At 44.2% G+C, this 20,064-nt stretch carries 16 protein-coding genes; 12 read left to right on the top strand and 4 right to left on the bottom strand.

Going from position 1 to position 20,064, the window contains the following annotated elements:
• Positions 1–16 precede the first annotated feature (16 nt).
• The 8 genes from gyrA (at position 17) to HMPREF9698_RS03705 (ending at position 9,772) form a co-directional block, all read left to right on the top strand.
• On the top strand, positions 17–2,485 hold the full coding sequence (gyrA, locus tag HMPREF9698_RS03670) for a DNA gyrase subunit A (RefSeq protein WP_003777409.1): 2,469 nt from the start codon (positions 17–19) through the stop codon (positions 2,483–2,485).
• A 420-nt stretch (positions 2,486–2,905) separates the two neighbouring features.
• Positions 2,906–3,208, top strand: coding sequence for a 30S ribosomal protein S6 (rpsF, locus tag HMPREF9698_RS03675; protein WP_003777412.1), 303 nt, complete (start codon positions 2,906–2,908; stop codon positions 3,206–3,208).
• A 43-nt stretch (positions 3,209–3,251) separates the two neighbouring features.
• Positions 3,252–3,803 (top strand): single-stranded DNA-binding protein, encoded by a 552-nt coding sequence (ssb, locus tag HMPREF9698_RS03680; protein ID WP_003777414.1) that lies wholly within the window; start codon positions 3,252–3,254, stop codon positions 3,801–3,803.
• A gap of 35 nt (positions 3,804–3,838) precedes the next feature.
• On the top strand, positions 3,839–4,075 hold the full coding sequence (gene rpsR / locus HMPREF9698_RS03685) for a 30S ribosomal protein S18 (RefSeq protein ID WP_003777416.1): 237 nt from the start codon (positions 3,839–3,841) through the stop codon (positions 4,073–4,075).
• Positions 4,076–4,307: 232 nt separating this feature from the next.
• Positions 4,308–6,308 (top strand): DHH family phosphoesterase, encoded by a 2,001-nt coding sequence (locus HMPREF9698_RS03690; RefSeq protein WP_003777418.1) that lies wholly within the window; start codon positions 4,308–4,310, stop codon positions 6,306–6,308.
• A gap of 57 nt (positions 6,309–6,365) precedes the next feature.
• Positions 6,366–6,812 carry a 50S ribosomal protein L9 gene (gene rplI, locus HMPREF9698_RS03695; RefSeq protein WP_003777420.1) on the top strand — a complete coding sequence of 149 codons (447 nt, stop codon included), beginning with the start codon at positions 6,366–6,368 and terminating at the stop codon, positions 6,810–6,812.
• Between the two features lie 136 nt (positions 6,813–6,948).
• Complete coding sequence (gene dnaB, locus HMPREF9698_RS03700) at positions 6,949–8,331, top strand: replicative DNA helicase (protein ID WP_003777422.1); 1,383 nt, start codon at positions 6,949–6,951, stop codon at positions 8,329–8,331.
• Between the two features lie 436 nt (positions 8,332–8,767).
• On the top strand, positions 8,768–9,772 hold the full coding sequence (locus tag HMPREF9698_RS03705; RefSeq protein WP_003777424.1) for a MetQ/NlpA family ABC transporter substrate-binding protein: 1,005 nt from the start codon (positions 8,768–8,770) through the stop codon (positions 9,770–9,772).
• A 127-nt stretch (positions 9,773–9,899) separates the two neighbouring features.
• Here HMPREF9698_RS03705 and HMPREF9698_RS03710 read toward each other — a convergent pair whose 3' ends face one another.
• On the bottom strand, positions 9,900–11,120 hold the full coding sequence (locus tag HMPREF9698_RS03710; protein ID WP_003777426.1) for an NADH-dependent flavin oxidoreductase: 1,221 nt from the start codon (positions 11,118–11,120) through the stop codon (positions 9,900–9,902).
• Positions 11,121–11,277: 157 nt separating this feature from the next.
• Here HMPREF9698_RS03710 and HMPREF9698_RS03715 point away from each other — a divergent pair, with 157 nt between their 5' ends.
• The 3 genes from HMPREF9698_RS03715 to HMPREF9698_RS03725 all read left to right on the top strand — a co-directional run bounded on the left by HMPREF9698_RS03715 (position 11,278) and on the right by HMPREF9698_RS03725 (position 14,953).
• Positions 11,278–11,610: a glycine cleavage system H family protein gene (locus HMPREF9698_RS03715; protein ID WP_003777429.1), complete on the top strand. Its 333-nt coding sequence runs from the start codon at positions 11,278–11,280 to the stop codon at positions 11,608–11,610.
• Positions 11,611–11,737: 127 nt separating this feature from the next.
• Positions 11,738–12,781 carry a lipoate--protein ligase gene (lplA, locus tag HMPREF9698_RS03720; RefSeq protein ID WP_003777431.1) on the top strand — a complete coding sequence of 348 codons (1,044 nt, stop codon included), beginning with the start codon at positions 11,738–11,740 and terminating at the stop codon, positions 12,779–12,781.
• 333 nt (positions 12,782–13,114) lie between these two features.
• Positions 13,115–14,953 (top strand): 3-hydroxyacyl-CoA dehydrogenase, encoded by a 1,839-nt coding sequence (locus HMPREF9698_RS03725; RefSeq protein ID WP_003777432.1) that lies wholly within the window; start codon positions 13,115–13,117, stop codon positions 14,951–14,953.
• Between the two features lie 89 nt (positions 14,954–15,042).
• Here the strand turns inward: HMPREF9698_RS03725 and HMPREF9698_RS08425 are convergent, their stop codons facing one another.
• Positions 15,043–15,933, bottom strand: coding sequence for a LysR family transcriptional regulator (locus tag HMPREF9698_RS08425; RefSeq protein WP_003777434.1), 891 nt, complete (start codon positions 15,931–15,933; stop codon positions 15,043–15,045).
• 376 nt (positions 15,934–16,309) lie between these two features.
• Positions 16,310–17,839 carry a flavocytochrome c gene (locus HMPREF9698_RS03735; RefSeq protein ID WP_040292450.1) on the bottom strand — a complete coding sequence of 510 codons (1,530 nt, stop codon included), beginning with the start codon at positions 17,837–17,839 and terminating at the stop codon, positions 16,310–16,312.
• A 330-nt stretch (positions 17,840–18,169) separates the two neighbouring features.
• Between HMPREF9698_RS03735 and HMPREF9698_RS03740 the strand changes: the two genes are divergently transcribed.
• Positions 18,170–19,273 carry an alpha-hydroxy-acid oxidizing protein gene (locus HMPREF9698_RS03740; RefSeq protein WP_003777438.1) on the top strand — a complete coding sequence of 368 codons (1,104 nt, stop codon included), beginning with the start codon at positions 18,170–18,172 and terminating at the stop codon, positions 19,271–19,273.
• A 127-nt stretch (positions 19,274–19,400) separates the two neighbouring features.
• Here the strand turns inward: HMPREF9698_RS03740 and HMPREF9698_RS03745 are convergent, their stop codons facing one another.
• A complete protein-coding gene (locus tag HMPREF9698_RS03745; RefSeq protein WP_003777440.1) occupies positions 19,401–20,057 on the bottom strand; it encodes a potassium channel family protein in 657 nt (218 codons plus the stop codon).
• Positions 20,058–20,064: the final 7 nt, after the last annotated feature.

A 20,064-nucleotide genomic window follows, 5' to 3' on the forward strand; every position in this document is an offset into this window, starting at 1 on the left:
AAGGAGGAAATTGTTTTTGGAAGAGAGAGATAGCCGTTTAGAACAGATTAAGCTGTCCAAGGAGATGAAAAACTCATTCTTAGACTATGCCATGAGTGTCATCGTCTCCCGGGCCCTACCCGATGTCCGGGACGGCTTGAAGCCGGTTCACCGAAGAATCCTGTACGGAATGAATGAACTGGGCTTAACCCCGGACAAGTCTTATAAAAAGTCTGCCCGTATTGTAGGGGATGTTATGGGGAAATACCACCCCCACGGTGACACTGCTATTTATGACTCCATGGTCAGAATGGCCCAGGACTTTTCTTACCGAGTTCCCTTAGTGGACGGCCATGGGAACTTTGGCTCCGTTGATGGAGACGGAGCTGCTGCCATGCGGTATACCGAAGCCCGGATGTCCAAGATGGCCTTGGAACTCCTGCGAGACATCAACAAGGATACCATTGACTACCACGATAACTATGATGGGACTGAGTCGGAACCCGATATCCTTCCTGCCCGCTTCCCCAACCTCTTAGTCAACGGGGCTTCGGGGATTGCTGTTGGGATGGCAACCAATATCCCACCCCACAATCTTAAGGAAGTCATTGATGCCTGCGTCCTCTTGATGGAAAATGAGGATGTGACTGTGGCTGACCTTATGGAAGTCTTACCAGGACCTGACTTTCCGACTGGGGCTTCCCTTATTGGTGTTTCTGGCGTCCGCAAGGCTTATGAGACCGGTCGTGGGTCCATTAAATTACGGGCCAAGTCCCGGATCGATGTCGACCAAAAAGGTAAGGAAAGAATTATTATCGACGAAATTCCTTACATGGTCAACAAGGCCAAATTGGTCGAAAAGATTGCGGAACTGGCTCGAGACAAGAAAATTGAGGGCATTACCGATTTAAATGATGAATCCGACCGGGAAGGCTTGCGGATTGTGATCGATGTGCGACGGGATACTTCTGCTGGTATATTACTTAACAAGCTTTACAAGATGACTCAATTGCAGGTTTCTTTTGGCTTTAACATGCTGGCTATCGTCGATGGGGTCCCCAAAACCTTGGGACTCAAAGACATCCTGACCCACTACTTAGACCACCAAAAAACGGTTATCCGCAGGCGGACAGAGTTTGCCAAGAACAAGGCTGAATCGCGGGCCCACATCTTAGAAGGGCTTCGGACTGCCTTAGACCATATCGATGCCATTATTACCATTATCCGTCAGTCCCAGCGGGCTGAAGAGGCCAAAAGCCAATTGATGGCTTCCTATGACCTGTCTGACCGGCAAGCCCAGGCTATTTTGGACATGCGGATGGTACGGTTGACTGGTTTGGAAAGAGAGAAAATTGAAGATGAATACGCCGAACTCTTAGAAAAAATCGAGGACTTGCGTGATATCTTGGCCCGGCCAGAACGGATCAAGCAAATTATCAAAGAAGAAATGATCGAAATTGCTGAAAAACACGGCCAAGACCGCCTAACCGATATCCGGGTCGGGGAAGAGTTGAGTATTGAAGATGAAGACCTGATCGAAGAAGAAGATATCATCATTACCCTGTCCCGAAAAGGCTATATCAAGCGGATGCCGGCTGGAGAATTCAAGGCCCAAAACAGAGGTGGCCGCGGGGTTAAAGGAATGACCACCAATGATGGGGACTTTGTCGAACAGCTGACTTTCTGTTCTAGCCATGACCAAATCCTCTTCTTTACCAACCAAGGCAAGGTTTACAAGATCAAGGCCTACGAAATTCCTGAATATGGCCGCAATGCCAAGGGAATTCCTGCCATCAACTTCTTAAATATTGATAAAGATGAATACATCCAAGCCATGGTCAACTTGAGTGACCAGGCTGACGATCAAGACCAATTCTTCTTTGCGACAAGGTTTGGCCGGGTTAAGCGGACAGCCCAGGCTGAATTTCAAAATATCAGAAGTAGCGGGCTCAATGCGATCAAGCTGAATGAAGGCGATGAATTGGTTAACGTGGTCCCAACCCATAATGACCAGGCCATTATCCTGGCCAGCCAGCAAGGTTATGCAGTCTACTTCGATGAAAAAGATATCCGCAGCATGGGTCGAGGGGCTGCTGGCGTCCGTGGCATCCGTTTAGGTGATGACGACAGAGTGGTTGCCATGGAAGTATTAGAGCCGGGCCAAGATGTATTGGTTATTAGCGAAAAAGGTTACGGTAAACGGACCTCTCAAGAGGAATACACCCTCCACAAACGAGGAGGCAAGGGGGTTAAAACCCTTCATATTACTGATAAGAATGGTCCCTTGGTGGGGCTAAAAACGGTGTCGGGTGGTGAAGACGTCATGATTGTTACCGACCAAGGTATCATGATCCGGATTGAAGCCGACAGTATCTCCCAAACCTCCCGCCTCACTCAAGGAGTTCGTTTAATCCGACTTGAAGAAGATAGCCGTGTGTCAACGGTAGCCCTCATTGACATTGATCCAGAGCTTGATGGTCAATTTGACCAAACTAATGGGGAGTAAGCTTAAACCCTAGTATTCGAAAAGATTATTTACCGAGCTGTCAAACTTTTACTAGAGGTTTGACAGCTTTTTGACTAGGCTTACCAAGAATCAGGCTGGTGATAAGCCAGTCAAAAACGGTCAAAAACAGTTAATATTTAGACTGCACTGGACAATACCTGGACAGACCATTCTGTAAAAGTCCTTGTATGACGCCATTCTATCTGTCTAATTATTACCAAAATTGTTAAAACTAGTCATATTTTGTCAAAACGAGCTTTAGTTGCTTAATTAGCCTTAAAAACGAGAAAATGGCAAAAAAGTTTTGAATCCAGACTAGTCCTGTGGTATAATCTTCTGAGTGAGTAATAAAATTAAACATTACTCTCCTTGCTCAATCCAATGAATTGAGCCAAAAGACCAAAAGGAGGTGTCAGTCAAATGAATCAGACAGCAAAATATGAAATTCTATATATTATTCGTCCTGACCTAGATGAAGATAGTAAAAAGGCCTTAATTGACCGTTATAACACTATCTTGTCAGACAATGGAGCTGAAATTTCTGAATCTAAAGACTGGGCTAAGCGCCGTTTTGCATATGAAATCCAAGGTTACAAAGAAGGAACTTACCACTTGGTAACCTTCACTACTGACCAAGTCGATGCAATTAACGAGTTTGAACGCCTAGTCCGCATCAATGATGATGTATTACGTCACATGGTTGTCCGTCTAGATACAAAATAATTGTTTCACGTGGAACAATTATCCCTAGAGAGGAGTAAGTGGATTGATCAATAATGTTACTTTAGTTGGAAGATTAACCCGTGATGCTGAACTCAGATATACAGGTAACGGGACAGCAGTGACATCTTTTACCATTGCTGCAGACCGCCCCTTTAAAAATAGCCAGGGAAACCGGGACGCAGACTTTATTAACTGTGTTGCTTGGCGTAGGACTGCCGAAACTGTCGCCAGTTTTACGAAAAAAGGTTCCTTGGTAGGGGTTGTTGGTCGGATCCAGACCCGTAATTATGAAAATAATGAAGGGCGGACGGTTTACGTTACTGAAGTAGTTGTTGAAAGCTTCCAAATGTTGGAGCCGAAATCAGTTACTGATAGCCGTCGTTCCCAAAGCGACCAAACTGGGGGCAACTACCAAGGTCAAAATCAATCTTTCAACACTCAAAACTCTAATGCCTTCAATCAAAATCAGGGACAAAACAACAATTCATTTGGTCAAGGCGACAATCCATTTGACCAAAATGATTCCCAAGATGAAGATCCCTTTGAAGCTGATGATGATTCAATCCATATTAGTGACGACGATTTACCTTTTTAAGATTTGATTCAAGCTAAGAAAAGGAGGCGGATAAAATGGCTGGACGTCGCGGAGGAAGAAGACGTAGAAAAGTTGACTTTTTTGCTGCTAACCACATTGACTACATCGACTACAAAGATGTAGACCTACTCAAACGTTTCATTTCAGAACGAGGAAAAATCTTACCTCGTCGAGTTACTGGAACTTACGCAAAAAACCAACGTAAATTAACGAAAGCAATTAAACGTGCACGTTTTATGGGCTTACTGCCTTACGTTGCGGAAGACAACTAGTCTTTCCGACTTAAGTGCATTGACGTTTAATAAAAGCAATAGACTGCCAAGACTTATGAGGTTTGGCAGTCTTTTTTATAGTTAATGCTTGGACTAGCGAGAGGTCCGAAAGATGGGGTGAAAGCAGTCAGACTCTAGCTTTTACCGGCCTGAGACTAGCCTCAAATTCCTAGCTTGTTTGGCCCATCCATGTTAAAATGGAATAGTTAAAAGCTAAATTAAAGGAGTACATATGGAAAATTCTAACCACAGCGACCGAATGCCGGTTTTATTCGGCTCAAAATCGTTAAAAACAATTATTACGATTACTTTCGTCGCGCATATTATCTTAACCTTACTAAGCTTCCTTGGGAGTGTTTGGCAAGGTCTTATAATGGTGGTCGTCTTTTTAATTGCCTGGGGTTTTGGTTTCCGTTTTGTTGACCAATATCACGAAGAACTAGACGAGTACATTATGAACCTGTCCTTCCGCATCAAACGGGGGGAGCAAGAAGCCATTATCAAAATGCCCATGGGGATTATCCTTTACAATGATGACCTTGAAATTGAGTGGATCAACCCCTATATGCAAAACTATGTCAATGATGTCGATAACTTGATTGGCAAGTCCATTGGGGTGGTACATGAATCCATCTTGGATAAGATTGTGTCAGACAAGGAATTAGACCAGTATGGTTTGATCGATTGGGGCGAAAAAACCTACCATTATGAGATCCAAAAAGGCTTGAAGGCCGTTTACCTCTTGGACGTAACCGAATACGTTGCCGTCAAGAAGGAATATGAACACTACAAGCCGGTTATAGGCTGGCTCTTCTTGGACAACTATGATGAAGCTGTGAAAGACCTGGATGACCGGGAAGTCTCGGCCTTGGATAGTTTGCTAACGACTTACTTGTCTCGTTGGGCTAAAAACAATGGTATTTTTTACAAAAAAACATCCAGCGACCGCTTTTTGATTATCCTAAGCTACAGTGAGTTGAAAGAGGTCGAAGAAAACAAATTTAACATCATCGACTACATCCGAGAAAGAACCTCTAAGCGGAATGTGCCGCTAACCATTTCCATTGGGATGGCTTACGGGGAAGAGTCCTTTAACAACCTGGCTGACCTGGCCCAGAAAAACCTTGACCTTGCCCTGGGCCGGGGTGGGGACCAAGCTGTTGTCAAAGAAGTGGGTTATGAACCCCGTTACTACGGTGGTAAAACCAACCCAACTGAGAAACGGACCCGGGTTCGGTCACGGATGATTTCCCAAGCCTTGCAAGAATTGATCATCGAAGCCAATAGCGTCTATATAATGGGCCATGCCAACCCTGATATGGATGCCATCGGGTCTTCCTTTGGGATCGCCCGGATTGCCATGATGTTGGAACAAGAAGCCCAAGTGGTCATTAACCCCAATGACCTGGCCAATGATGTGCAAAAACTAATCAAGGAAACGGAAAAATACTCAGAAACCTATGATAATATTGTGACACCCAAAGAAGCAGCTGAGCGGATCACGGAAGAAGATATTGTCATCTTAGTGGACCATCACAAGCCAACTTTATCCATTGCACCGGAATTATTGAATAAGACCAAGCGGAATGTGGTGATCGACCACCACCGCCGTGGGGAAGAATTTACCGAAAACCCTCTCTTGGTTTACATCGAACCCTATGCTTCTTCCACTGCTGAATTGATCACTGAATTCTTTGAATATGTCCCAGTGGAAGGCAACCCCATCAACAAGATTGAAGCGACTGCCCTCCTGGGTGGGATTATCGTTGACACCAACAACTTCAGCCTCCGGACTGGGTCCAGAACCTTTAACTCCGCTTCCTATCTCCAGTCAGTTGGGGCTAATATTACCTTGATCCAAAGACTCTTGAAAGAAGACAAGGAAACTTACCTGGAACGCAGTGAACTCTTTAAGACCATTGAATTTGCCAAGCATGGTTGTGCTATTGCGGTTGGTAGCGATGACCAGATTCACCATCCGGTTACGGCAGCCCAGACGGCGGATGAAATGTTGAATATGACTGACGTGGAAGCTTCCTTTGTGATTACCAAGCGGGCAGAAAACACAGTCGGCATCTCAGCAAGAAGTTTGGGTAAAATCAATGTTCAACTTATAATGGAAGAAATGGGTGGTGGTGGACACCTATCCAATGCGGCCACCCAAATCGATAGCCAAACCATCCAAGAAGTCAAAGACAACCTGATCGATATTATTAATTCCTTAGATGATTAAGGCTGGGTCTCTAGAAGAGTCAGGCCCTGCTTGAATAGACAAGAGGAGGATTTGCTCATGGAAGTTATTTTACTAGAAGATGTCAAAGGTACCGGCAAAAAAGGTGAAATTCAAAATGTCTCGGACGGTTATGCAAGGAACTTTTTGATCAAAAAGGGCTTGGCCAAAGAAGCAACATCTGGTGCTAAAAAACAATTGAAGGCCCAGAAAAAAGCCCGTCAGCGGGAAGAAAAAGAAGCTTATGAAGAGGCCAAGAAGGAAAAAGAAATCCTAGAAAACAATCCGATAGAAATAGAAGAAAAAGCTGCTGAAGATGGTCGGCTCTTTGGGTCTATTACCACCAAGCAAATTGCCGAACATGTCCATGACCAATTAGGGATCGAATTGGATAAACGTAAGATCAACCAAAAAGTTCAAATGCGGTCCATTGGTAGCCAAGAAGTGGAAGTGAAGCTCCACAAAGATGTTACAGCAAGCTTAATGGTCCGGGTGAATGCCAAGTAAGTTTTGGCTGACTTGGTGATAGATTGAGAGGCTGAAGCAAGCAAGATTGTTTCAGCCTTTTAAGATAGCAAAAATAAATGTTTCACGTGGAACATTTGAGATCGTTTCTTGAAAAAACCAGGAAAGGAAGAAGACCTTGGCAACAAATATTCATGAAGACCGCCTGCCACCACAAAATATTGAAGCGGAGCAATCTGTCTTAGGGTCCGTCCTCTTAAATGCGGAAGCCTTGGTGGCGGCCATGGAATATGTGGATGAAGATGATTTTTACCGGCGGGCCCATCAGTTAATTTTTAAGGCCATGATAGACCTCTATGAAGACAACCAAGCCATTGATGTCATTACCATCAGAGACAAGCTTGAAGCCAATGGTCAGCTGGAAGATATCGGGGGTGCCTCTTACCTAGCTGAGATTGCTGGGGTCACCCCAACCGCAGCTAATGTTTCCTACTATGCTAAGATTGTGGAAGACCGGTCCCTTTTGCGAAACTTGATTGCGACGGCTAATGAGATTGCCCAGTCTGGTTATGAGGACCATGACGATGTACCGGAAGTTTTGAACAAGGCTGAGCAGAAGATCTTACAAGTTTCTGAAAATCGGAACCGGACCGGCTTTGCCAGTATTTCTGAAATCCTCCACCAAACCATCGAGCACATTGATGAACTCCACCAAAGGGATGAGGAGATCACTGGGATTTCCACCGGCTACCCCTACCTGGACAGGATGACTTCGGGCCTCCATGAAGATGAGTTGGTCATTGTCGCAGCCAGACCGGGTGTAGGGAAAACGGCCTTTGCCTTGAATGTTGCCCAAAATATTGGAACAGCCACCGATGAAACCATTGCGATTTTTTCCCTAGAGATGGGGGCTGAACAGTTGGTCAACCGGATGTTATGTGCTGAAGGCAGTATTGATGCCACTAACCTCCGCAATGGCAAGTTAACGCCGGAAGAATATGACCGTTTGTTTGTGGCCATGGGGAGCTTGTCTGAAGCTGATATCTATATTGATGACACTCCCGGCATCCGGACAGCTGAAATCCGGGCCAAGTGCCGCCGCCTGGTCCAAGAGAAGGGAAGCCTGGGCTTGATCGTCATTGACTACCTGCAATTGATTGAGGGAGCCTCCAACTATGAATCCAGACAGCAGCAGGTGTCTGATATTTCCCGGCAGCTGAAGAAGCTTTCTAAGGAACTTTCTGTCCCTGTGATTGCCCTGTCGCAACTGTCCCGGAGTGTGGAACAGAGACAGGACAAGCGGCCCATCCTCAGTGACTTGCGGGAGTCAGGGTCGATTGAACAGGATGCCGATATTGTGGCCTTCCTTTACCGGGAGGACTACTACCAAAATGAAGAAGATATCGATGAGGACTTTGTCGATAATAGCGTGGAAGTCATTATCGAAAAAAACCGGTCAGGAGCCCGGGGAACAGTTAAGTTGAACTTTAAGAAGGAGTTCAATAAGTTTACCTCGATTTCTTACCGGTCTGAAGACGAAGCCCCAGCCAACTTTGCCTAATTTTTAGGACCAGGGCTGGTTGATAGCTTGAGACAAAATTGTGGGCTAAGCTAGCCTATGACCCTGGTGAGATTTTCACCAGGGTCTTTTTTTTATCAGTAAGGGTGTTGTCGGCGACCATGCCAGTATTTTTCCTAGGCTAAGTTAGGAATTTGATCAAAGGCTAGCTAACATTTTTTGACCTCGCCGAAGCTAGGCATTTGGCCGGAAAGCTAGCCAAATTGTTTGGTTTGAAAGCTAGATCTTTAAAAAATAACATTTGTCATATTATAATCTTTTTTAAGTTAAAATAAATACAAAATTGTGCTTCAAAGCCTGGTTTTAGGGATGATTTAGCACAGTTTGACCCCAATATTGTGATTTTCATTGCAATTACTCCTAAAAGTGACTATCCTAAACCATAGATTTCATTAACCGAATTCTAGGAGGAAAAGTAATGAAAAGGTTAAAATTTGTTACTCTAGCAGCTGCATCCTTGACTTTGGTCGCCTGTGGTAATGGGGACCAGGAAGCAGACCAAGCTGAGCCTGCTGAAACAGAAGAAGCTGAAACTGGATCAGAAGCAGAAGACACCAGCCAAGATACTGGTGAAGAAGCAGAAGATTCAGCTGAAGTCGATTCTGAAGCAGACCAAGAAGAGGGTGACCAGGACTCAGCTGAGGCCCAAAATGTCACAGTTGGTGTCGTCACCGACCGGGCTGCTGAAATTTGGGGCGATGTGTCCGACCGCTTGGAAGAGAAAGAAAATATCACCATCGAACCCGTTGTCTTGTCTGACTTTAGACAGCCAAACGAAGCGGTTTCCAATGGTGAATTAGATGCCAATGCCTACCAATATATCCCCTTCTTGTATGAATACAATACAGCTGAGGGTGAGAACTTAAGACCGATTGGCTACTTGAGTGTCGAGCCTATTGGTATCTGGGCGGTTGATGGCATTGAAACCGTTGATGATGTGCCAGAAGGAGCCCAAGTTTCCATCTATAACGACCCAACCAACCTGGGCAACTCCTTAACCCACTTGGAAAAAGCTGGCCTCATCACTTTAGATGAAGATGCTGGCCCAACTCCTACCCAGGATGACATTGTTGACAACCCATTGAACCTAGAATTTGTTGAGTTGGAAGCTGGACAAATTCCGCGTTCCTTGGGGGATTCTGAATTAGTGGTTGTCGGAGCTACCATGGCTGCCGAAAGTGGTATGGACCTAGACAACAACTTCTACTTTGAAGATACCTCCAACACTTCCAAATGGTTCAGATTAAACTTTGTTGTTCCTGAAGATAAGGTTGACGATGAAGTCTTGAACAAGGTTTTGGATGAATACCAAAGCCAAGAAACCCTAGATTACGCCAATGAAACAGGCGAAGGTTTCTATGCTGGTTGGGAAAATGATGACAATCCAAACGAGGACTACGAAGAATACGCTGACCAACAATAAACCCTAAATTTAAATGTGTGTGATTTAAAACTCTTCATGACAATCTGTGTGTGATTGATTTTATATTTTTCTTATATGTGTGTGATGAAAACGCAGGTGGCCTACCCTCCACCTGCGTTTTTGTGCTTTATTTAAATTCTTTAAAGTAGGAAGTTGAATCCTGGTCGGCCAAGTCCCGGAGTTGGTCCCGGCCTTCTTGGGGGATGGATTCTCCGATATCCATCAGTTCCATAATGTCTTGGAAGGCCCCTTTTGGAATAGCCAGGTCAGCCAGGTCCTGGGCTTTAACTCCTAAATCAATATCTTGGGCCCGTCCCTCCTGGAGTTTTAGGACAAAGTCCGGTTCGGTGACAAAGGCGGAAGACATGCCCACCAAATCAGCATGTTTTAGGGCTTGTCGGGCCTTGTCTGGGCTGTTAATGCTACCAGTCGCAATAATGGGTAGCCGGCCCTTAAAGTGGTCGTAAACTACTTTATTGACCAACTGGCCCTGGTGGTCTTTAGCCCGGACCTTGTTGAGGTAGATATGTTTGCCCCAGGAAGCGATGGCATAGTAGTGGAGGTCGGCTACTTCCAGTAGGCGGTCCACATATCCATTGAATTCATCGACCGTATAGCCAACTTGAGACCCCCGTGTTTCTTCTGGGGTTCCCCGGAAACCTAGGATAAAGTCCTGGGGTGCCAAGTCATCAATAACCTTTTGGATGGCTTGGCTGACCTCCACCCCGAACCGGGACCGGTTGTCTAGGTTTTGAGGGCCGTATTCATCCGATCTTTGGTTGGAGAAGGGGGAGAAAAATTGTTGGGGCAAAAGACGCTGGGCGTTAGAGATTTCTACCCCGTCAAAGCCAGCTTCAATGGCCCGTCTGGTAGCTTGGGCGTATTGGTCGATGACATGGTTGATTTTGCGCTTGGACATGGGGATGACATCATGTTCGATTGGTGTATGGAGGTGGAGAGAGCTGGGCCCGTAAACGGCCCCGTAGTCTTGGAGGGCGATCTTGGCAAAGCGGCCATTGTGGACCAGTTGCAAAATAGCCTTGGCCCCGTCTTTTTTCATGGCCTGGGCTAGCTGGCTCAAGCCTGGAATAAAGGCATCATCACGGACACTGGGCCCGTATTTGAACAATTGGCCGTAGTCTTCAATATAAGCAGCCGTGGTCACCTGGAGGGGGGCTGACTTGCTCCTTCGGGCGGCATAGGCAGTCTCCTCTTCGGTGACAAAACCTTCCCGGGTGGAAGCATTGGTGGTAATGGGGTTGAGGGTAAAGCGGTTGGCCAACTGGACTCCATTGGCTAAGCGAAAAGGTTCTAACAAGTCTTGGTATTGATCGTTTGAATCCGACATGGTTGATTCCTCCTATTTTTAATCAAGTTCACTATAACACAATTTTTTAACTGACAAGAGAGTTTGGACTGACTAGTCTATAAAAGCAGTGATGCTTTGTAATAAACCAGTAATTTGTTATAATGAGTTCGATTATTAAAGGAAAAGGAGTTAGAGAATGACTAAGCGAAAAAATGAATTGTTTGTAGACAAACAAGGTGACGAATACGTTATTAGTATGACACCTGAGATGCAAGATGACGTTGGGACTGTTGGTTTTGTCGAATTTGTCGACAAGGATGACATCAAAGAAGGCGACACCCTAGCTAACATTGAAGCTTCTAAAACAGTCTTAGACGTTTTAAGTCCACTTGCTGGTAGAATTGTTGCCCGCCATGAAGAAGCCGAAAAAAATCCAGAACTATTGAACTCTTCTAAACAAGAAGAAAGCTGGATTGTCCGCTTGGGTGAGGTTTCGGAAGAAGAATATAACAAACTAGAAGACGCATAAAGTCTTGTCTTGACCTCGTAACCCGGCCTTGGCCGGGTTATTTTACATAAAAGGCCCCCAAACTAGTAGCGGACTCGGATGACCTTGGGGCTTGCCTCGGAAAGAAGATAGCTTAGGAGGACTTGCCATGTATTTAATTGAACCTATACGAGACGGCCAGTGGGTTTATGACTTAGGTACCATCCTCTCCCTCCATGCCTACGTGCGGGATGAAATTTTTTTAGATGATGATATCATCATCCCCTACCTGGTCAACCCTGCAGTCCAAATTGGTCTTAACCAAAATGCTTACGAAGAAGTTAACCTCCCCTACTTAGAAGAACAGGGCCTTGACCTGGTCCGCCGGGAAACGGGCGGGGGGACGGTCTACTTGGATGACCGGAATATGAGTTACTGCTTTTTTATCCGGACCGACAAGCCCAATGATGTTTTTGGGAATTTTAAACTCATCTATGACCCCATTGTCAAGGTCTTGAAAAAGATGGGGGTCCAGGCTTTGGACCAGGAAGGGCGGAACGATTTAACTCTGGATGGTAAGAAGGTGTCTGGGGCGGCCATGACCGTGGTGAATGGCCGGATCTATGCAGGCTATTCCCTCTTGTTAGACCCCGACTATGAAGTGATGGACACCGTTCTCAGACCCAACAGTAAGAAAATCAAGTCCCACGGGGTCAAGTCAGTCCGGTCTCGGATTGGGAGTCTGCGTCAGGCTCTGGCGCCAGAATACCAGGACATCTCGGTTTGGGACTTCTCAGACAAGGTCTTACAGGAACTCTTAGGAATCAGTGACTTAAACCAGGCTAAGCGGTACACCTTAACAGAGGATGACTGGGCTGGGATCGACCAGATTGCCCGGGATCGCTACAATAACTGGGACTGGACTTATGGCCACTTTGGCGACTTTGACTACCAGGTGGATGAACGCTTCGAAGGGGTGGGCACCCTCCATGTTGGCCTGAAAATCAAGGATGCCACCATTGACCATATCCAAATTACCGGAGACTTCTTTAGTGTCAAAAACCGGACAGAGCTAGAAGATCGGCTCCAAGGTGTCCGCTTAGATAGAAAGGCCCTGGAAGAAGCCTTGTCGGATATGGACCTAGCTAGTTATATTAACAAGATGGACCAAGACCAATTTATCAATTTCATTTTGGAAATCCCGACTTCTTAAGATTGTAAAGGCCAGCAAGCAGGAGGTCTCCTCCTGCTTGCTGGCTCTTGTGAAGGAGAAGCCCCTGTATCGCTTGGTATAAGCGGATATTTATTAATTTATTCACAAATAAAGAATATAGAAGTATTTAAATTAAAAAGTCTTTGTAAAGGTGGTAATATAACCACATTTCAAGTTTTGTTCTCACCCGAATTCATCAAAAATTGATGGTCAAATAAGGTATATTGTGATATAATTCATAATGTAAGGGGTAAGCCTTTTCCAAGCTAGAAGTCAGAGTGGGACTTACCCCTTAAGAAAAAAATCGACCATTATACAGGAGGAGAGTGTCTTATGATTAAAAATGTTGTTGTTGCTGGAGGAGGCGTCCTCGGATCACAAATTGCCCTACAAACAGCAGTTAGTGGTTTTAAAGTAACAGTTTATGACATATCTGAAGATAGCTTGCAAGCTTCCAAAGAAAAAATGGAAGGCTTTATCCCTCGTTACCAAGAAGAATCCAAGAAAGACTTTGGCCGCCAAGCATTAGACCAAGCACTAGCGGACATTATCTTTACCACCGACTTGAAAGAAGCGGCCCAGGATGCTGACTTGGTTGTAGAATCAATCCCTGAAAACTTTGACATCAAGCATGAATTCTATGAAGAATTATCTAATCTTGCTCAAGAGGACACCATTTTTGCAACGAATACTTCTTCCTTCCTCCCATCTGATTTAAAAGAGTTTACTGGACGACCAGATCGTTTTGTGGCTCTTCACTTTGCCAACGAAATCTGGAAACGTAACCTAGCCGAAGTCATGCGTACGGATGACACTGACAATGATGTCTATGAAACAATCAAACAATTTGCCCGAGATATCGGCATGGTTCCAATCGAGTTGAACTTCGAAAAAGCTGGTTATATTTTAAACTCTTTGCTCATTCCATTATTGAATGCTGCCAAAGAGCTATTAGGTAAAGGTATTGCTAAGCCGGAAGTTATCGATAAAACTTGGATGAAGGCTGGACGTTTGGCAAGTGGTCCTTTCGGCATCATTGATATGATCGGTTTAGGAACTGAGCTAGAAATTACGAAATCGCAATACGAAGAAAGCCATGAAGAATGGCAAAAAAATTACCTGGATGTAATTGAAGAAAAAGTTCAAAGAGGTGAAACCGGTAAAGATAGCGGTAAAGGATTTTACGAGTATCCAAATCCTGCCTTTGAAGCAGAAAACTTCTTTGACAATCCAGCAGAAATTAAAGACTTAAAACATGACTTTAAAAAAATCATGATTGCTGGTGCTGGTGTTTTAGGTTCTCAAATTGCTTACTTGACTGCTGCAGCTGGTTTTGATGCCATCTTATACGATATTAGTGATGAAGCCCTTGAAAGTGGGAAAGAAAAATTACAGTCAATCGTTCACCAATACTCAGAGGACATGGATGTTCCTGAAGATCAAGCGGTTAAGTACTTGGACCGAATCAGTTTAACTAGTGATATCAAAGAAGCTGCTGACGATGTCGACTTAGTTATTGAAGCTGTATCAGAAAATCCTGAAATCAAACGGTCCTTCTATGGTGACTTGGCAGATGTTCTCCCAGAAAAAGCTTATATCGCTACCAACACCTCTACCCTCTTGCCAAGTGATTTAGAAGATATGACAGACCGACCAGAAAAATTTGCTGCCCTTCACTTTGCTAACCGGATTTGGAAACAAAATACTGGTGAGGTCATGCCAGGATCTAAGACAAGTGATGACTTCTTTGATAAATTACAAGCATTTTCTAGAGATATCCAATTAATGGTCCTACCCCTTCGAAAAGAAAAAGATGGCTATATCCTAAACTCCATCTTAATCCCCCACTTAGTGAGTGCCTTAGACCTCTTAGCTTCAGGGGCTGCTGATGTGGAGACCATTGATAAAACTTGGATGATATTCAAATATGGTGATGAATCAAAAGCTGGTCCATTCTCTCAAATAGACCGAATTGGTTTAGAAACAATGAAAAATATCGTCGAAATCCGAAAAGATAAAGCAGGAAATGAAGAAGAACGCCGATCACTTATCAATATCTTGGACTTACTAGATGAAAAAATTGCTAAGAATGAAACAGGTATGGCTGTTGGCAAAGGTTTCTATGAATATCCAAACCCAGCCTATGAAGCTGACGATTTTCTTGAAGAGTAGAAGGACCTTTTTGGTAGGTGAAAATTAAGGATGCTAAAAAGCACCGGTCAACCGGTGCTTTTTTGTTTATATATTAAGTTTACTGTGTCTTAAACTTGCTTGAGCTGGAGAACTTTTTCCCTGAGGCTTTGGTTAAAGGCTGCTTGGGCTTCGGTCAGTTTTAAGTTTTTATTAATGACCAAGGCTGTGGTAAATTCCGGACCCTCTTTGAGGGGGATGGTCACCAAATCAGGTCGGTCGTGGACCAAGACATCATGGATAAGGCCGACTGACAAGCTGGAAGCAATAAGGGAGTGGACGGATTGGATTTCCTTGGCAAAGGTAACCTGGGAGGTCTGGATGCCAACCTTGTCCATCCAGTTGGAGACGATTTGGTGGTGGACGTATTTTTCGTCCAGGGTGACCAAGGAGTAGTTTCGAATTTGGTTGAGAGTCACTTCCCTATTATTGGCTAAAGGGTGGGACTTGGGAACGCAAATGGAGAGAGGTCTTGTATCGATGGGGTAAATCTCTGCCCAGTCTCCCTCTAGGTCATGGTCTGGTAGGCCGGTGATGGCAGCGGAGACAATCCCGTCTTTCAAGAGCTGGAGCATGTGTTTGGAACTTTCGTCTTCGACCAATTGGATAGACTGGACAAATTCCGCCATATTGGGCATTAAGCGTGGCAAGAAGTAGCCGGCAATGGTCGGTAAAAAGCCAAAGTGGATGACATTTTCCTCATTGCTTTTAATTTCGTGTTTGGCCTGGTCCAAGATAGTTAAAATTTGGTCGGCCCGCTCGTATAAAATTTTACCAGTAGGGGTCAAGGCAAAGCTTTTGGTTGACCGGTCTCTGGTGATCAGCTGGGTTTCAAATTCCTCCTCCAAACGTTTTAAGGCGATAGAAATGGAAGGCTGTGAAACGAAAAAGGCCTCAGCTGTCTTGGTAAAGCTTGAGCAATCTGCTAAGTAGCGGTAGTATACTAAATCTTGAATTTTCATAGCAAGAATCTTCTCCAATATCCATGTGTCTTCTATTAGGGCCAAAGCCTTTGTGCTAAGCCCTTCAATCTCCTTATTACATATTATAATAATAGCATATTTGCCCCTTCAATCTCATTTGATTTGTTTACTTTTGTAAAATTTTTAGAGTTTTTCTGGTGTAAAAAGTTAGTTCAGCCTTATATAAAAAATTTATTTACAGTAAATGATATGAGGCTCCTACTTATTATCCTATTTTTGGCTTTTACTATTTTCTAGAAAAATTCTTTGAATGAAAGTTTATAAGGGAATGTGGAAGAAAATTTCCTATAAAAAACGCCAGAACCATCTTTTGAAATTTGGATGGTTCAAGGCGTTATTATTGTATTAATAGAACTTATTTGGTATAGTCAGCTGCCTGTTTGCCAGCTTGACGGCCAAAGACGATGATGTCAGCTACAGCATTCCCTCCAATACGGTTGGCCCCGTGGACTCCACCAGTTGTTTCTCCAGCGGCGTAGAGGCCAGGTATGACTTGTCCTTCTGTACTAATAACTTGAGCTAGAGTGTTGATTTCAGCGCCACCCATTGTATGGTGAATACCGGGAGCAATCTGGATCGCAAGAAAGGGTCCTTCATTCAGTTGATCATCCATAGCAGTTGTTCGATTGAATTCAGGGTCTTCTCCCTGATCTACGGCTTGGTTCCAATCATCTAAGGTGGTTGAAAGTACTTCAGGATCTATATCAATAGCTTGGGCTAAGTTTTCAATACTATCCCTTTCTACTATTAGATCCATTTCATCATATTGGTCAACTTGACTTGCTCTGTCTCTTAAACCAGCATCTCCAATAATATAAGCATAGCCATCTTCTTCATTGCTGATTGATTCCGAAACATAATCACGAGTTTCCATCTCATCAACAAAACGTTGGCCTTCTTGGTTTACTAAGATAGCCCCACTTCCTCTGACAGATTCACTGATTAAATACCCATCTTCTTGGTGGACAGTTGGGTGGACTTGGATTTGATCCATATCTATTAAATTACCACCAACATCTTCAATCATTTTTAGGCCATCGCCGGTTGCTCCTTCATGATTAGTTGTGACCAAGTCTTCTAGTTCCGGATCATATTCAGCTAGCATTTCAAAGTTAGCCCCAAAACCACCAGTAGCTACGATAACAGCTCCTGCTTCAACTTGAACTTGTTCTGTTTGATTAAGATCCACTTCTAGACCAGTTATTTCTCCATCATCTTCAATCAGGCCATGAACTTGAGAATTCAAAAAGACTGGTATATCTCTTTCGTCAATATTGTGAGAAAGACCTTCAACTAAATACTCTCCTACTGCTGAGCCGTCTGTTGGTCGGTGAGCTCTTGGCTGGCTCATACCGCCAGTATAAGATAAGGTATCTAAGGTAATCCCTAAGGAGTCTAGCCAATCAATAGCATCAGCTGCATTTTCAGTTAAATAGCGAAGTAACTCTTCATCATTTTCTCCATGTCCACCTTCTAAGGATTCTTGGAAAAATAATTCAGGATCATCCTCAATATCCTGGGCTTCTTGAACTGAAGATCCAGCTGCATTCATCCCCCCTGATGACGCTTTGGTATTACCCCCCACTATTGGCATTTTTTCAAAAATAGCAACACTACTACCAGCATCATGGGCTTCAATAGCAGCAGCCATGCCTCCTCCGCCAGCACCAACTACAACAACATCAAAGCTATTTTCTAATTGATCACTGCTTGCACCTTGAATTATTTCATTTTCTTGACTTGCACTAGAGTCACTATCGCTGACTTGGTTTTCACTCGATTGGTCAGTATTTTCAGTCTCTTCGTGCTGATTAGGATTGTCTTGTCCACAAGCTGATAACATAACCACACTAAGCAGTGAAGTAAGGAAAGACTTTTTTGACATTTGGAACACCCCATGTTCATTATTTAACAATAAAAGCATACCATAATGCCAACCCCATATCAATTTTAATTATAAGATTGTTTGACTAATAACAAGTGGTTTTCATAGTGAAAGGAGATTTTTATGATATCCAGATAGAATTATTTGTAAAAACTAACAACTCCTGACACTAGTATGATATAAATTAGATTAATGTATCTATAAAAAAATTGATGTTTATAAGCTCTTAGCCAAATGGTAGGATAAACTTGAATGGATGGAAAGGGTTACACTTTACCAGCAGCTTTCCCAACCCTCCGCCATTAATGATAAACAAAGGAGAGGCTGTTCATGTCTGAGGAATATCAAGCACCAAGACAAGTCAGAGATTTGGAAATTATCAACACTTATGACCTGGAAAAATTTGCCGAAGAGGTCGTATCCAAGGGAGGTTATGGCTACCTGTCAGGTGGGTCAGGAGACGAATTTACCCTAAGACGAAATATCGAAGTATGGAATAAGAAGGGAATCTTGCCTCGTCTTTTAGCTGACGTTGAAAAGCCTGAGACAAACACTTCCATCCTAGGTCAGGACCTCAAAGTTCCCTTTATTATGGCTCCTATTGCCGCCCATGGTCTGGCCCATGAGTCCAAAGAAGCAGGAACCGCTAAGGGGATAGCTGAATTCGGTGGATCGATCATGTCCATTTCTGCTTATTCAGGAGCGAATTTTGACGAAATAGCAGCAGGCTTAAATGGCAATGCCCGATGGTTCCAGATTTACATGTCCAAAGATGATGAATTAAACAAAAATATTATCGATGAAGCTAAGGCTGATGGAGCTTCAGCTATTATCTTAACTGCTGATGCCACTGTGTCGGGTAACAGGGATACAGATGACCGCAACCACTTTGTTTATCCTTTTGGCATGCCCATTGTGTCTCGCTACTTGAAGGGTGGGGCTAAGAATATGTCACTCAACAATATTTACGGCCAGTCTAAGCAAAAGATATCCGTTCGTGACGTGACCTTCCTAGCTGATTACTCCAACTTGCCAGTCTTTGTCAAAGGTGTCCAAGCTCCAGAAGATGCCTTAACCGCTATTGATGCGGGAGCTTCTGGTATTTGGGTGTCCAACCACGGTGGACGGCAATTGGACGGGGCCCCAGGATCTTTTGAGTCCTTGGAAGGGATTGCCAAGGCTGTATCAGGACGGGTTCCTATTGTTTTTGACTCCGGTATCCGGCGGGGTGAGCACATCTTCAAGGCCCTAGCTTCCGGAGCTGATATCGTGGCTTTAGGCCGACCAGTCTTGTACGGTTTAGCCCTGGGAGGCTGGAAAGGGGTCCGGTCTGTTTTCGAATACTTTGAGAGAGACTTGAAACGGGTCATGCAGTTAGCTGGAACCCAGACCATTCAAGATATTAAAGAAAGCCAATTAATTGACCTGGACTAGGATTAGACAAGTTGGACACAAGAAAAAGGCAAGAGAAAGGTATTTCTCTTGCCCTTTTCATATGGTTAGTCAAGTTGTCATCTAATTTTTGACAGTCTTGGACAATTCTTAGACCTGATTTATGGCATTAATCTAGTCGAAAGTTTTCAATTTCATTGCTGTCTCCAATCACGATCAAGATGGTGTTTGGGTTGATGACTTCGTTGGGGTCTACTTGGTAGGTCCGTTTTTGCTTGGCGGAATCCTTCAAACCGATCACATTTAAAGAGAAGTGTTGGCGAATTTTTAAGTCAGACAGGGACCGGCCAACCCACTCCTGGGGCGGTTTAAATTCAATAATAGAGGTCTTATCATCTAAGTCAATAATGTCCATGAGTCGGGGTTTCATAATCTTGCGGGCAACCCGCAAGCCCATTTCGTATTCAGGCCGGATAACCCGGTTGGCACCGAGCTCTTTCATAATCCGCATATAGTCGTGGTTTTTTGATTTGGCAGTGATATTTTCCACACCCAGCTCTTTTAAGTGCATGATGGCCAAGACACTGGCCTCAAGGGATGAGCCAGCTGCTACAACGACCTGGTCACACTGCTCGATGGCCACTTCTTTGAGCAGGTCATATTGGGTAAAGTCACCCACAATTCCCTGGCTGATATAAGGGTCAATCCGGTTGACATTTTCCTCATTGCAGTCAATGGCAATGACATTGTGGTGGTGGCTACCGAGTTCCTTGGCTATAGTGGAACCAAATATGCCTAAACCAAGTACTCCAATTGTTTGGGCCATTCTAATC

Source organism: Alloiococcus otitis ATCC 51267 (assembly GCF_000315445.1).
Classification (GTDB): Bacteria; Bacillota; Bacilli; order Lactobacillales; family Carnobacteriaceae_A; genus Alloiococcus; species Alloiococcus otitis.

Coding starts and splice junctions, on each gene's coding strand:
- HMPREF9698_RS03725 (WP_003777432.1), top strand. CDS start 13,115: ATGATTAAAAATGTTGTTGTTGCTGGAGGAGGCGTCCTCGGATCACAA.
- rpsF (WP_003777412.1), top strand. CDS start 2,906: ATGAATCAGACAGCAAAATATGAAATTCTATATATTATTCGTCCTGAC.
- HMPREF9698_RS03715 (WP_003777429.1), top strand. CDS start 11,278: ATGACTAAGCGAAAAAATGAATTGTTTGTAGACAAACAAGGTGACGAA.
- rplI (WP_003777420.1), top strand. CDS start 6,366: ATGGAAGTTATTTTACTAGAAGATGTCAAAGGTACCGGCAAAAAAGGT.
- lplA (WP_003777431.1), top strand. CDS start 11,738: ATGTATTTAATTGAACCTATACGAGACGGCCAGTGGGTTTATGACTTA.
- HMPREF9698_RS03745 (WP_003777440.1), bottom strand. CDS start 20,057: ATGGCCCAAACAATTGGAGTACTTGGTTTAGGCATATTTGGTTCCACT.
- rpsR (WP_003777416.1), top strand. CDS start 3,839: ATGGCTGGACGTCGCGGAGGAAGAAGACGTAGAAAAGTTGACTTTTTT.
- HMPREF9698_RS03705 (WP_003777424.1), top strand. CDS start 8,768: ATGAAAAGGTTAAAATTTGTTACTCTAGCAGCTGCATCCTTGACTTTG.
- HMPREF9698_RS03735 (WP_040292450.1), bottom strand. CDS start 17,839: ATGTCAAAAAAGTCTTTCCTTACTTCACTGCTTAGTGTGGTTATGTTA.
- HMPREF9698_RS03710 (WP_003777426.1), bottom strand. CDS start 11,120: ATGTCGGATTCAAACGATCAATACCAAGACTTGTTAGAACCTTTTCGC.
- HMPREF9698_RS08425 (WP_003777434.1), bottom strand. CDS start 15,933: ATGAAAATTCAAGATTTAGTATACTACCGCTACTTAGCAGATTGCTCA.
- HMPREF9698_RS03690 (WP_003777418.1), top strand. CDS start 4,308: ATGGAAAATTCTAACCACAGCGACCGAATGCCGGTTTTATTCGGCTCA.
- HMPREF9698_RS03740 (WP_003777438.1), top strand. CDS start 18,170: ATGTCTGAGGAATATCAAGCACCAAGACAAGTCAGAGATTTGGAAATT.